This is a genomic window from Terrabacter ginsenosidimutans (assembly GCF_039539425.1).
Taxonomy (GTDB): domain Bacteria; phylum Actinomycetota; class Actinomycetes; order Actinomycetales; family Dermatophilaceae; genus Terrabacter; species Terrabacter ginsenosidimutans.
The window spans coordinates 924,572-938,406 of record NZ_BAABDC010000001.1 but is presented as its reverse complement, the minus strand read 5'-3'; the positions used below and the strand labels follow the sequence as shown (position 1 = coordinate 938,406).

At 67.9% G+C, this 13,835-nt stretch carries 3 protein-coding genes; all 3 read left to right on the top strand.

Annotated elements, in window-relative coordinates; genetic code table 11:
- The first annotated feature begins 1 nt into the window (after window position 1).
- Genes ABD831_RS04415 through ABD831_RS04405 form a run of 3 tightly spaced genes read left to right on the top strand, consistent with a single transcriptional unit; the run spans window position 2 to window position 13,340 of the window.
- Complete coding sequence (locus tag ABD831_RS04415) at window positions 2-4,657, top strand: Eco57I restriction-modification methylase domain-containing protein (protein WP_344942069.1); 4,656 nt, start codon at window positions 2-4, stop codon at window positions 4,655-4,657.
- Window positions 4,657-11,139, top strand: a complete 6,483-nt coding sequence (locus ABD831_RS04410) for a DEAD/DEAH box helicase (protein WP_344942066.1) — start codon at window positions 4,657-4,659, stop codon at window positions 11,137-11,139. The genes ABD831_RS04415 and ABD831_RS04410 overlap by 1 nt, the downstream gene beginning before the upstream one ends.
- Window positions 11,139-13,340, top strand: coding sequence for a UvrD-helicase domain-containing protein (locus tag ABD831_RS04405; RefSeq protein WP_344942063.1), 2,202 nt, complete (start codon window positions 11,139-11,141; stop codon window positions 13,338-13,340). The genes ABD831_RS04410 and ABD831_RS04405 overlap by 1 nt, the downstream gene beginning before the upstream one ends.
- The last annotated feature ends 495 nt before the right edge of the window (window positions 13,341-13,835 follow it).

The window sequence follows — 13,835 nt, the reverse complement described above, 5'->3', positions numbered from 1 at the left end:
GATGCCCGTCAGTGACGCCTTCGTCGTCGGCGAGGACTGGATCAGCGAGCACTACTTCACCACCGACGCCACCTCGCAGTCGTTCCACGCCAAGGTCCTCGAACGCCGCAAGGCGTGGGACGCAGAAGAGGCGACGACCGCGCGCGACCGGTTCACCGAGGCCCGCGGCGGCCTCGAGCGGACGTTCGCCGCCTTCGCCTCGGACGGCGACGACACCGACCCCGACACCGTCACCAAGCTCCACGGCGAACTGATCTCCGTCCTCGGCTTCCACACCGGCGAGTTCGTCCTCGACCACGACGGCCCCGTCACCTGGGTGTCGAGCCCGGGACTCACCGGAGCAGCGCCGCTCGCCGTGATCTCCGCGGCCGCGGCACCCACCGTCGACGACCTCGTCGCCAAGGACGCGCGCACCCTCGCAGCCCCGTACGTCACAGGCGACGACGACGAGATCACCTCGGTGAGCCGGCTCCTCTCCCATCTCTTCGTCCGCGACGGGGCGCCGCGTTTCGCGCTCGTCCTCGCCGGCGCGTGGGCGCTCGTCGCCGAGCAGGAGCGGTGGCCCGAGGGGCGCTACCTCGCCGTCAATGTCCAGCTCGTCGCCGAACGCAACGACACGAAGCGCGCCGGTGAGATCGACCGAGCCCTCACCATCCTCGAGGCGCACTCGCTCGGCCCCGACGCCGACGGCAACGTCTGGTGGTCCGACGTGCTCGACGACTCCGTCAAGCACACCGTCGGTGTCTCCAAGGACCTCCGCGAAGGGGTCCGGCTCTCCATCGAGATCATCGCCAACGAGGTGGTTCGGCGCCGCATCGGCCAGGGCCTCGACCCACTGCCGCAGGACCAGGCCCAGCCGCTCGCGATCCAGTCGCTGCGCTATCTCTACCGCATCCTCTTCCTCCTCTACGCCGAGGCCTCGCCCGAGCTCGAGGTCCTGCCGGCCGGTGCTGCGGAGTACGACCAGGGCTACAGCCTCGACCGCCTGCGCGACCTGACGCTCGTCGACCTCCACACCGAGCAGAGCAAGAACGGCTTGCACCTCTACGAGTCGCTCGCCACCCTTTTCAGGCTCGTCGACGAGGAGACGCCGTATGCCGCCCGCTTGGCCTCCGCCGACGGTGCCGACCAGGAGTCCGTCCTCGTCTTCAACCCGCTGCGCGCCGACCTCTTCCGGCCCGAGGCGATCGCGCACATCGGCGACGTCGGCCTCGGCAACGAGGCGCTCCAGCGGGTGCTGGGACACCTCCTCCTGAGCAAGGAGTCGAAGGGCAAGGATCGCGGCTTCATCTCCTACGTCGAGCTCGGCATCAACCAGTTAGGCGCGGTCTACGAGGGCCTCATGTCGTACACCGGCTTCTTCGCCGAGGAGGACCTCTTCGAGGTCGCCAAGGGCGGCGACGCTTCGAAGGGGTCCTGGGTCGTCCCGACGACGCGGGCGGACCACCTCGACCCCGCCGACTTCGTCAAGGTCCAGGACGAGGTGACCGGCGAGATGCGGCCGGTCCGCCACCTCCAGGGGACCTTCGTCTTTCGCCTCGCCGGTCGCGAGCGGCAGCAGTCGGCGTCCTACTACACCCCCGAGGTGCTGACCCGCTTCACCGTTTCGCAGGCGCTCGCGGAGCTCCTCGACCAGGACGGCCACACGACGACAGCTGAGGAGATCCTCGGCCTCACGATCTGTGAGCCGGCGCTCGGTTCAGGGGCATTCGCTATCGAGGCCGTCCGGCAGCTCGCCGCGGAGTACCTGAAGCGTCGGCAGAACGAGCTCGGCGAGCGGATCGAGCCGGAGGACTACGCCGTCGAGTTGCAGAAGGTCAAGGCCCACATCGCCCTGCACCAGGTGCACGGCGTCGACCTCAATGCAACCGCGGTCGAGCTCGCCGAGGTGTCGCTCTGGCTCGACACGATGGTCAAGGGACTCTCGGCCCCGTGGTTCGGCCTGCGGCTCCGACGCGGCAACTCGCTCATAGGCGCACGTCGAGCGACATACTCGCAGAGCCAGGTCCGCGACAAGTCATGGCTGACCTCGACGCCGACCGACGTGCCCCTGACCGAGCTGGCCGAGAACATCGCCAAGGGCATCGCGTTCAGCGCGACGTCGAGCCGCATCCACCACTTCCTCCTGCCGGCGCAGGGCTGGGGGTCGGCCACCGAGGTGCCCAAGGACGTCGCATCGCTGGCGCCCGAGGCCGTGGCTGCGCTGAAGGCGTGGCGGAAGTCGATGAAGGCCAAACCGACGACCAAACAGATCCAGCAGCTGACGGCGCTCGGCGAACGCGTCGAGACCCTGTGGCAGTTCGCGCTGCGGCGGCTTCGCATCGCGGAGGCGGAGTCAAGCCGCGCCATCGAACTGTGGAAGCGTGAGACTCCTGTCCACGCTCCTGCCGTGACCCGTGAGCAGATCGAGGCATCGCTCGCAGACGAGAACGGCGCATACCTGCGGCTGCGTGAAGTCATGGACCTCTGGTGTGCGCTGTGGTTCTGGCCGCTCACCGAGACCGAGGCCAAGCCGCCGACCCTCGACCAGTGGATCCGCGCGTGCGAGGCGATCCTCGGTGTGGCGCCCCAGGCCAGGCACAAGTGGATGGACACCTTCTCTGCCGACGCGACGTCGTGGGAGGGGCTCAACGCCGAAGAGGAGGACAACCTCAATTGGAGTGGCGCTCAGTCCATCGAGTCCGTGCGCGAACGTCACTCATGGCTTTCAGTAGCGCAGCGAATATCCCGTGAGCAGGGATTTTTTCACTGGAGTCTCGACTTTGCAACTGTATTCGCCAAGGGGGGTTTCGACCTGCAGCTCGGCAACCCGCCTTGGGTGCGCCCGAGGACGGATCTGAACGCGCTGCTTGCGGAGGGCGATCCTTGGTGGCAGCTGGCGACCGACCCGTCAGAGGAGGCGAAGTCTGCCCGACGCGGGGCCACGCTTGAGCGTACGGGAATTCGGGATCTCGTTCTGGACGGCAGTGCGGAGGTCATGGTGACGGCAACCTTGCTTGCCGATCCAACGGCTTATCCTGTGCTCGCTGGTCAGCCAGATCTTTATCGCGCATTTATGTCTCTTGTGTGGAGGAATGCGCGAGCCCATGCGATTTCGGCACTCGTCCATTACGAGAGTCATTTCACCGACGATAAGGCTCGTTCCCTCAGGTCGGAGGCATATCATCGCCTGAGGCGGCACTGGCAGTTTAAGAATGAGTTGAAGCTGTTCGAAATCCAGAACCAAAAGACTTATGGTGTGAACATCTATGGCGATTATCGCCCCGTGCGGTTCATGCATGCCGCTGGTTTATATCACCCGGAGACTCTCGCTCGATCATTCGCGCATGACGGATCTGGACCTATGCCGGGCCTCAAGGACGAGCGCGGGAACTGGGATGTCCGCCCGCATCTCGGGAGGATTCAGCACGTCGACGATCAGGGCTTGGCTGTATGGGCCGCAATTCTTGAGTATGACGGGCCTGCTGGCTCGGCTCCAATGGTCTATCTGGTCAATGCGGCACTTCAGGGGGTGCTTGCGGGATTCGAAACATCTAGTCACGTCAAGGACTTGTCTCTGCATTTCTCGCGTGGTTGGGACGAAAATCTAGACCGCAAGAAGGGGAGGTTCCGCCAAGAATGGGGAGCGGTTGCCAGCTGGGACGACGTAATCCTGCAGAGCCTCCACCTCGGTGTCCAACTACCGCTCAACAAATACCCGAACCGCACCCTCAAAAATCACCGTGACTGGGCTGCCGTCGATCTCGAGGTTCTTGCGCCAGATCAGATGCCGATCACTGGGTTTAAGCGAGTTGAGACTCGTGCCAAATATGCGTCGCTTTACCCTCGCTGGGGGAAGTCCGGAGAATGGTCACCGTTGGACTACTTCAGGATTGCTTGGCGGTCAATGATTGCAAATGAGGGCGAGCGCACCTTCATGGCTGCGATCATTCCTCCGGGTGCTGGCCACGTCCATACTGTTATGTCCGCCGGCGAACCTGACGACGTGTTGCGTGTGGCGGTGTGTGCCGGGGTGTTCTCAAGCCTCTTAAGCGATTTCGCAATTCGAGTTGCCCCCAAATCCACAATATCGGCGAATACGGTTTCGCGTCTCCCCATGGTCAGCATCAAGCACCCGCTTATCTCGGCACTGCTGCTAAGGGTCCTGCGCTTGAACTGCCTCACCAATCAATACGCGCAGTTGTGGGAGGAGTTGTGGTCCCCGGATTTTGCTACCGACTCGCCCGTTCTCCCGACGGTCAGCGCCGTGCCACCTGCTCGGTCGTGGCGTGAGCAGACGCCGCTGCGTCGTGACCGTGATCGGAGGAATGCGCAGGTCGAGGTTGATGCCCTGGTTGCTCTCATGCTCGAAGTCAAGATCGAGGACCTGTGTGCCATATACCGCTCCGAGTTCCCCGTGCTCAGACAAAAGGACGCCGCGACTGCCAGTGAGAAATTCATCTACGACTCGAACGGCAGGCTCGTGCCGAACTCGGTGCTGACGGTGTGGCGCAAGGAGGGCGACTCCATCACCGAGGACGAGCGCAAGGCGATCCACCCCGGGAGTCGTGTCGAGTACACGTACGAGCTGCCGTTCGGGACGCTCGACCGTGAGGCCGACATGCGCACCGCCTACGCCGAGTTCGAACGCCGCCTCGCGCAGAAGCAGGGCACCTGATGGCCGAACTGCTGCCCACACTCATGGCGAGCGACCTGCGCCGGGGACTCGTCGATTACCTGACCACAACGTTCGCCCTCGCCGACCCCGAGGCGGCCCAGGCGCTGAGCCAGTTTCTCGAGGACCCGGAGGACGGCATCTTCAAGGGCCCATACCTCAGGCTCCGCCTGCCCTTCCAGCCGGCGACGGACGACTGGCGTGCGTCACTCGACTGGGACCCGGGCCTGACCCCGTACACCCACCAGGCCGCCGCCTACCGCCGCCTCACCTCCATCGACCTCGGCCCGGACAAGCCGCGCCCGCTGCCCACGCTCGTCACCACCGGCACCGGCTCGGGCAAGACCGAGGCATTCCTCCACCCGATCCTCGACCACTGCGTCCGCGCCGACCGGGCCGGCGTCACCGGCACGAAGGCGCTCATTCTCTACCCGATGAACGCCCTGGCCACCGACCAGGCCGGCCGCCTGACCGAACTCCTCACATCGCGTCCCGAGCTCTCCTCCGTGACCGCCGGCATCTACATCGGAGAGAAGGAGGGCGTGCTCCGCACCAAGGTCAGCGCCGCGGGGCTCATCAATGACCGTGCCACGATGCGCGAGACTCCTCCTGACATCCTCCTCACCAACTACAAGATGCTCGACCAGCTGCTCCTCCGGCAGCAGGACCAGCCGATCTGGACCAAGAGTGCGACGTCCCTGCAGTACCTCGTCCTCGACGAGTTCCACACGTACGACGGCGCACAGGGGACCGACGTCGCGCTGCTCCTGCGCCGGCTGGGCATCACGCTCAAGAGCCACTGGGGTGACGGCGACGCGACGGTCACGACCGAGGACCGCGGCCGCCCGCTCGGGCGAATCACTCCCGTCGCGACGTCCGCAACCCTGGGCGACAAGGGCGACCCCTCGACGATGCTCGAGTTCGCCGAGACGGTCTTCGGCGAACCATTCCCGCCCGACAGCGTTGTCACGGAGTCGCGTCTCTCGCTCGACGACTGGATTGGTGGCGCCGAGAGCACCGTCGACGCCAGCGGCCTCGAGGCGACCGCGCTGCGAAACCTGGTCGCCCCCGAGGTGGAGGCGCTGGCCATCGCCTGCCGCGACGCCCGCGACGACATCGACCGCCTCACCCGGGTCCTGTTCGGGGCGGTGCTCCGCCCCGAAGACTCCGACGCGCCGACCACCGACTCCGTCGACCTCGGCGACCTCACCGATCCACACCGGCTCCTCGAGCTCGTCAAGGGGCTGCCGGACGTCCTCCAGCTGGCCCGCAGCACCTCGGACGCTGTGTCTCTCGCCGACGTGGTGGACCTGCTCTTCCCGAACACCCTCCCTGGTGATGACCCGTCCGACCGGCTCACGGTCGTCGACGCCCTCGTCGCCGTGCTCAGCCACGTCCGAGCCCTGGCCGGACGAGCCGCGCCGACGGTCGAGCTCAACCTGTGGGTGCGCGAGCTGACCCGCATCGACCGCGACGCCTCGATGACGACCGCCTTCCGCTGGTTCGACGACGGCCCCCGAATCGGCGCGGCCGACGGCGAAGTCCTCGCGCCGGCCTTCCCGGCCATCTACTGCCGGCACTGCGGCCGGTCCGGCTGGGGCGTCGAGCTCGCCGCCACGGGCGACGACCTCCACGCCGACGACGCGAACATCCGACGCCGACACGCGCGCCGGGAGGGGCGCTTCCGCCCGCTGCTCACCGCCCTCGCCGAGGCCGACCGCAGCCTCGGTCACAACCCGCAGAACGAGCCGGAGGAGATCCCCGGACTCGTGTGGCTCTCCACGCCCGACCGGGCACTGCGGCCCAGGCTCCAGGACCCCGAGAGCCCCGACGTGCTCGCGGGTCTCGTTCTCCCGGTGCTCACTCATCGCGGTCCGGACGCTGATGACCTCTCGAACAGCGACACGTGCCCCTCGTGCCTCCAGCGCGACGGCATCCGCTTCCTCGGCAGCGCCATAGCGACGATGCTCTCGGTGACGCTTTCCGGGATGTTCGGCGCGCATAGCCTCGACGCCTCCGAGAAGAAGTCGCTCGTCTTCACCGACAGCGTTCAGGACGCCGCCCACCGCGCCGGCTTCATCGAGGCGCGCTCGTCCACGCTGACCTTCCGTGCCACGCTCCGTGACGCCCTGGGCGGTGAGCGCTGCAACCTCGACGAGCTGTCCGAGCGAGTCTTCCAGCGCGCCGGTGACGACCCGTTCCGGCGCTACCGCATGGTCCCGCCCGACTGCATCGGCCGCGAGGAGTTCGACGCGTGGTGGGACCGCCGCATGCCCGCGGCGCAGCGGAACAAAGCTCGCGCGCTCGTCAAGCGTCGGCTCCTCTTCGACGCGACGCTGGAGTTCGGCCTCCAGTCGGGCGTGGGTCGCACGCTCGAACGCACCGGATCTGTCGCCGTCGAGGTCGACGCGGGGCCCGCGACGAAGCTGGCCGCCATCGGCCGTCATGTGGTGGACGCCGCCTCGAAGGACCAGCTCGCCGTCGCGTCGCTTTCCGCCACAGCGGACGCCGCGCTTATCGCGTGGGTCCGGGGGCTGCTCGAGTACATGCGCCGACAAGGGGGGATTCAGCACGACTGGCTCACCACCTATCTGGCAAATGACGGGAACCGTTGGTTCCTCACGGGAGGGCGTCACCGGAACCAAGGCATGCCAGGTTTCGCGCGCGACCGTGGCGCTCCCGCTTTCCCGAAGCTGGGTGGAACCGTCCCAGACAGGGACCGCGCGCTCGTCGCCGTTACGTCACCGCAGAGTTGGTACGCGCGGTGGACGGCGCGATCCCTAGGAGTCAGCGCGCCCCACGGCGCCCAGCTCGCCCGTGATCTTCTGACTCAGTTGGTCAAGGAGTCGATTCTGATCTCCTCGGTCACGGGGTCGGGCGGCACGGTCTATGCGATTCCCGCTACGGCCTTGTCCGTGGTGCCGATCGACGACGCCAGCCTCGTCGGAGCTCCGACGCTGCTCGTCTGCGACGTCTGCCGCACCCAGACGCCAGGCACGCCCGAGGTGGTCAATCAGCTCGCCGATACGCGCTGCGGTGGGGTGCGGTGTGTCGGCACCGTCCGGGCCACGCCGCGGGAGGACAACTTCTACCGACGGCTGTACGCGTCGGCAGACATGCGTCGCATCGTCTCGCGTGAGCATTCGAGTCTCCTCGAGGACGAGCTGCGCCTCGAGTACGAGCGGGCCTTCAAGATCGGCAGCGCCGACCCCGGAGCGCCCAACGTCCTCGTCGCAACCCCGACCCTCGAGATGGGCATCGACATCGGCGACCTGTCGTCGGTCGTCCTCGCCTCGCTCCCCAACACGGTCGCCTCTTACCTGCAGCGCGTCGGTCGCGCGGGCCGTCTCACCGGAAACGCGCTCAACCTCGCCTTCGTCACCGGTCGGGGCGAGTACCTCCCGCGGCTTGGCGACCCGCTCTCGGTCATCAACGGCGAGGTGCGCCCGCCGGCCACCTACCTCGACGCCGAGGAAATCCTGCGCCGGCAGTACATCGCCTCGATCGTCGACCGCCTGGCGCGTGACCCCTCGCGACGAATGCCGCGGAAGGCCGCCGCCGCGATGGAGTCCGCCGGGCCCGACTCCTTCCTCCATGACCTCGTGACCGACGCCGAGGAGAACGCGAGCGACCGCCTCGGCACGTTCCTCTCGACCCTCGACGCCGTCAGCGACCAGGCCCGCGACGCACTCGTGGCGTGGGCGTCACCGTCCGAGACGGCGGAGGGCGCGGTCGACGCCGGCACGAGCGGCCTGGCCGCCGCGGCATACGGCGCTTCCCAGCGGTGGGGGGAGCTCAACGCGGAGCTCGCATACCGGCGCAAGGAGATCCTCGAGACCATCCCGGCGCTCAAGGCTGCGGCCGAAGGGCCGGCGGCGACCGACGACGACCGGCGCGACTACCGGTCTGCCATGTCAGCGCTCATCCTCGTCGAGCGACACCACGATAAGCATCGCACCGATCCGTGGATCGCAGCTCTCGAGGAGTACCAGCTTCTGCCTAACTACACCCTGCTCGACGACTCCGTGACCCTCGACGTCTCCGTCACGTGGCGTGACCCCGACACGAACGCTTTTATGTCGGAGCCACGCAGCTACAGTCGGACTGCCTCGAACGCCATCCGGGAATTCGCCCCTGGCGCGACCTTCTACGCGCGCGGCCTGGAGATGGATATCGACGGCCTCGACCTCGGCAGCAAGTCGAGCCTTATCCGTCGCTGGGCGTGGTGCGACACGTGCGGGTACGGCGTCGACCTGGAGCAGGGCGGCAAGCCGGTCTCGGTGACCGCGTGTCCCCGCTGCGGCAGTGGCCAGATCGCCGACGCCGGTCAGCGCCTCGACGTCGTCGAGCTGACCCGCGTCATGAGCGAGGTCCGCCGCGACGAGCACCGCATCGGCGAGTCGCGTGAGGAGCGAAAGAAGGCGCAGTTCGTCATCGTCCCCGCGCCGGACTTCGACCCGGCCAAGGTGACCCGCCAGTGGGTCGTCGGCAGCGGGCAGTTTGGCGTGGCCCACTACCGCGGCATGGACGTCCGGTGGATCAACGCCGGCCGCGTCGGCGCCGGGTCGGTGCTGGCACGGAGCATCGCCGGCGCGGGTATCCCGAACACCCTTTTCCGCGTCTGCTCCTCGTGCGGCAAGGCCGACAGCGAGACCAACGCGAACGCCCGGTCCGAGCACCGGCCGTGGTGCCCGCACCGTCTGTCGCCGACGGAGGCGACCCGGTCGGTGGCGCTGACCCGGTCATTGACGACGCAGGCGCTCAGCCTGACCCTGCCCCTGTCCGTGACGCTGGGCGACACGTTCTCCGTGCCGAGCCTTGCCGCGGCTCTGCTGCTCGGGCTCCGGGAGCGGATGGGCGGCAACCCTGACCACATCTCCGTGGTCACCGTGCCGGTGCCGGTGGGGTCCGACGGGTCGGGGCAGGTCCGGGAAGCGCTGCTGTTGCACGACACGGTGCCGGGCGGGACCGGGTATCTCACCGATCTCGTGGCGCCCGAGGAGGTCTGGCGCGTCCTCGCGACCGCACACGCGATCGTGGCGGCCTGCGAGTGCCGTCACGAGAACCGTCTCGCGTGCCACCGCTGCCTGCTGCCGTTCTCCCGCGGGCTGGGCGCGGAGCGGCTCTCACGCGTCGCCGCCGAACGGCATCTGCGCGCGATCCTGCTCGGCGACGACGCGGTGGAAGGTGCTGTCGCGGATCCCGAGGCTCCGCAGTGGGTCACGGCCGAAGGTGCTGTGGAGGTCGACGGGGGTGAGTCACCGCTCGAGCTGCTCTTCCGCAAGGTCTTCGCCGAGCGGATGGCCGCGATCAACGCGACGGTCAAGGAGAAGCCGGGTCCGTCGGGCAACATCATGACGATCACGCTGCCCAACGACGCCCGCGTGTGGACCCTGACACCTCAGCAGCTGACCCACGGCTCGAAGCCCGACTTCGTCCTGCGGTCGTCCGACCCGACAATCGCGCCCGTCGCGATCTTCACGGACGGGTGGATGTATCACGCCTCACCGCAGCACAACCGGATCGCCGACGACGCCGCGAAGCGGAACACGTTGCGCGCCAACGACTACGTCGTCCTCGGTCTGACGGACGCCGACCTCATCGGCGGGAAGGGCAAGGCGCCCGACTACGACTGGGTAAGCCCTCAGGCCACGGCGGCACTCATGGGGCAGTCGGCAGGCCTGCCCGGTAGCGGGTTCAACCAGGACGCCGTCACCGTCCTCAAGGGCGGCCCCATGGACCTCCTCGTCGCCTGGATCCAACAGCCGCACCATGCGCCGCGCCAGGCGCTCGCGAACGCAATCTGGTTGCTCGTCGCCGGCCAAGCCGGTGTAAGCATGGTCGGTCACCTCGACGGCACGTCCGCCGGCGAGGCGTCGCAGCGGTTGCTCGCCGGTGACAGGGTCGTCGCCGGGAACGGGCCGACCCAAGGCATGTGGTGGCGGTCCGGCCACGTCGGCGTGCTCACGGTCTTCGACACCGAGCACGGGGTGCCACTGGAGACGGTCGTCGCCGTCGACGACAGTGATGCGGCAGTTGCCGTTGCCGACCACGCGGCAGCGTGGCGGCGGTGGCTTCAGATGAGCAATGCCTTCGCCGGGGCGGACCATCCCGTGACCCTAGTCAGCACCACGACGGACCTGGGAGTCCAGGAGCAGAGCATCGTCCCGGCGGACGTGCGACGTCGCGAGGTGCTCGAAGGAGTCGCCCCCGAGTGGGCGGCGCTGTCGGACGAGGTGGCCGCTGGCCCCGAAGATGAGCTGATTGCCGCTCTCGCCGCCGCAGGTGTCCGTGCCCCGGTCTACGGTGCGGAGGTCGCGGACGGCATACCTGTCGACTTCGTCTGGGAGCCCGAGCGCGTCGTCGTCGTCCTCGACGTCGACGACGAGACGGCCGAGGACCTCAGGAACGACGGCTGGCGCGTCGTCGGTCCGGATGTGAACGCAATTGTCGAGGCGCTCGGAGCGCCGGAGGGAGCCCGCTGATGTCGGTCATCATCGCCAAGTCGGCGAACAAGCTCGAACCGGCGCTCCGCGCCAAGGCCTTCGCCTTCCTCGAGAAGCTCGGCGAGAACGACGCGCTCCCGGGGTTGCACATCGAGCCGATCGTCAACAGCGCGGACAGCCGCGTGCGCACCGGCCGCGTCGACCAGGGGTATCGGGCCGTCCTCTTCCAGCTGACGACGCCGACGCGTACGGACTACGTGTTGCACGGGATCTGGCCGCACGACGACGCGATCGCCGTGGCGAAGAAGGTGCGGCTGACGCTGAACCCCATCTCGGGCGTGCCCGAGATCATCGAGAGCAGAGAGCAGCTGGCGCCGGTGGCTCCGCCGGTCGTGGCGCCGACGGCGCCCGCGCCGTCCGCCGACGTCAAGCCGCTGCTTCTCGGGTACGGCTACTCGCTGGCTGACCTCACGGATGACCTCGGCCTCGACTCGCGGTTCTCCGAGCGCGTGCTGACGGCCGCTGATGAGGACTCCCTGCTGGCCATCGCCGACACTGCGCCGGCCGAGTGGCAGGGGCTGGCGGTTCTCGACCTCGCGGCAGGCGTGTCCGTGTCCGACATCAAGGAGAAGCTCGGCCTGGCCGCTCCGGCGGCGGAGGACACCGAGTCCGACGAGGCGATCGTCGAGAGTCTCCGCAAGCCCGCCGGCCAGCTGACCTTCGCCTGGATCGAGTCGAACGAGGAGCTCGAGCGCGTCATCAACGAAGGTGACTTCGGGGCGTGGCGGGTGTTCCTCCACCCCGAGCAGCGTCGCTTCGTCGACAAGGACTACAAGGGGCCGGCGCGCGTGACCGGGGGAGCGGGAACCGGCAAGACAGTGGTCGTGCTCCACCGCGCTCGCGCGCTGGTGAGGCGTGAGCCGACGCCGCGAGTGCTCGTCACGACGTACACCCGCAACCTCGCCGACATGCTCAAGCGCGACCTGCTGCGGCTCGACCCCGAGGTCCCCCTCGTCACGACGGTGGGGAAGTCCGGGGTCTACGTCAACGGCATCGACGCGTTCGCCGGACAGGTGGTCCGTGACGCCCAGGCCGCGATCGCCAAGGCGGCCGAGGAGGTTCTCGGCGTCGCCACGCTCGAGGTCCTCGAACGGACGCCACACGCGGCCTGGGACGACGCCATCGGGATCGCCGGCCAGAACCTCCCGGAGAACCTTCGCAGTCGCGCCTTCTTCGAGGACGAGTATGCCGCCGTCGTCCTGCCGAACGAGATCACCTCGCTGACGCAGTATCTCCGGGTGCGACGCCCCGGTCGTGGAGTGGCTCTGGACCGTGGCAAGCGAACGGCTGTGTGGGACGTCGTCGCCGCATACCGGGCCTCCGGTCGTGCCCACGGCCGGGTCGACTTCGCCGAAGTGGCAGCGCTCGCGGCGAAGCACCTGCAGCTCGAGGCGGAGGCCGGCCGAGGTCGCACGTTCGACCACGTGCTCATCGACGAGGCGCAGGATCTCTCGCCCTCGCACTGGAAGCTGCTGCGCGCCTGCGTCGAGGCGGGGGCGAACGACCTGTTCATCTCCGAGGACGCCCACCAGCGCATCTACGGCCACCGGATCACCCTGTCGCACTACGGGATCAACGTCGTCGGCCGCGCTCGTCGTCTCACGCTGAATTACCGGACGACGGCACAAAACCTCCGATGGGCGATGTCGGTGCTCGACGGGGCCGACTACTCCGATCTCGCGGGGGAGGAGGAGGACCACACCGGGTACCGGTCAGCGCGAAGCGGCCCTCCGGTGCAGATGGTCGAGTGTTCCAGCCAGAACGCAGAGCTTGACGAGACCGCCAAGGCGGTGCGCTCGTGGCTCGACGCGGGCGACGCCGGGGAGACGCTCGCTGTGCTCGTCAAGGACCGGTACCAGCAGGAGCGCGTCGTCAGCGGCCTCGCCGAGCGGGGGGTCAAGGCGCAGAGCGTCGACAAGGCCGGGACGAAGCCCGGGATGCCCGTGGTGATGACGATGCACCGATCCAAGGGGACCGAGTTCGGCAAGGTCGTTCTCTTCGGCGTCCGCGACGGCTCAATTCCCGCCGCGATGCGCGAGCTGGAGTACGACGAGTCGGCCAAGGCAGAGGGCCATCTGCGCGAGCGATCGCTGCTCTACGTGGCGGCGACCCGAGCTCGCGATCTCCTGCTCGTCACCTGGTCCGGCAAGCCCAGCCCGCTCGTCAAGGTGTCGCCATGACCGACGTCGAGGCGGTCCAGGGGCGAGTCTTCGGAGGCGACTTCGGCCCGTGGTATCACTCCCTCCCCGAGGCCTGACAGCAGACAGCGGCTCCCGAACTCGCGGTTCATGGGGGCGACTGGAGGCCGCGCTCAAGGGCCAGCTGGAGGACCCGATCGCCTACTGGAACCCGCTCGTGCATCTCACCATGGGTGGACTCCGCTGGATCAACGTTCCGGTCAGACTGCGTCGCTGGGTCGACAGGGGCAGGCCGCTCGAGGAATCGATCCTGCGCACCATCGATGCGAGATGGGGTCGAGACATCGAGCTCTTCATCGAGTGGCTCGGCGGTTTCGGTGAAGCCTCGTCCTATGGAGTCGGCGATGCGCGGACACTGGGTGCGGGATCCGCGCTACCAGCGATGGTTCGGCGGCGGTAGGGACAACCTGCATCTGAGCGGACATGCACAGTGGATGCCGAACTTCCGACCGGGTGCGCGCGATGGATGGTGTGGCG